Origin of the sequence: Achromobacter sp. GbtcB20 (assembly GCF_019091095.1) — a bacterium.
Classification (GTDB): domain Bacteria; phylum Pseudomonadota; class Gammaproteobacteria; order Burkholderiales; family Burkholderiaceae_B; genus Achromobacter; species Achromobacter mucicolens.
This window is the reverse complement of sequence record NZ_JAGXJZ010000978.1, coordinates 1-230: the sequence shown is the minus strand read 5'-3', so window position 1 is coordinate 230 and position 230 is coordinate 1. Positions and strand designations below refer to the sequence as shown.

At 64.8% G+C, this 230-nt stretch carries 1 protein-coding gene; it reads left to right on the top strand.

The features are described from left to right. Positions 1-29 precede the first annotated feature (29 nt). Positions 30-230 (top strand): hypothetical protein (locus tag KVT32_RS31905; protein WP_217619614.1); only part of this gene is annotated, 201 nt, incomplete at its 3' end.

Here is a 230-nt window from a genome sequence, read left to right as displayed (position 1 = left end):
GAATGACCATGAGCGACAACCAGAAAGGCATGGTGAACGAACACGGACGCAGTGTCTCGCGCGAGAAGATGGTGCCGGTGGCCGAGGGCAGCCAGCAAGGCAAGCCGCCCGGCGCGGTGGCATCGTCGGCGCCGAATTCGCAATCCTGGACACCGAACGACGACCAGCGTCCTGCGGGCAACATGCAGTCGGAGAATCTGGACGCCGGCCAGGCTTCGGTAGGCGGCCAT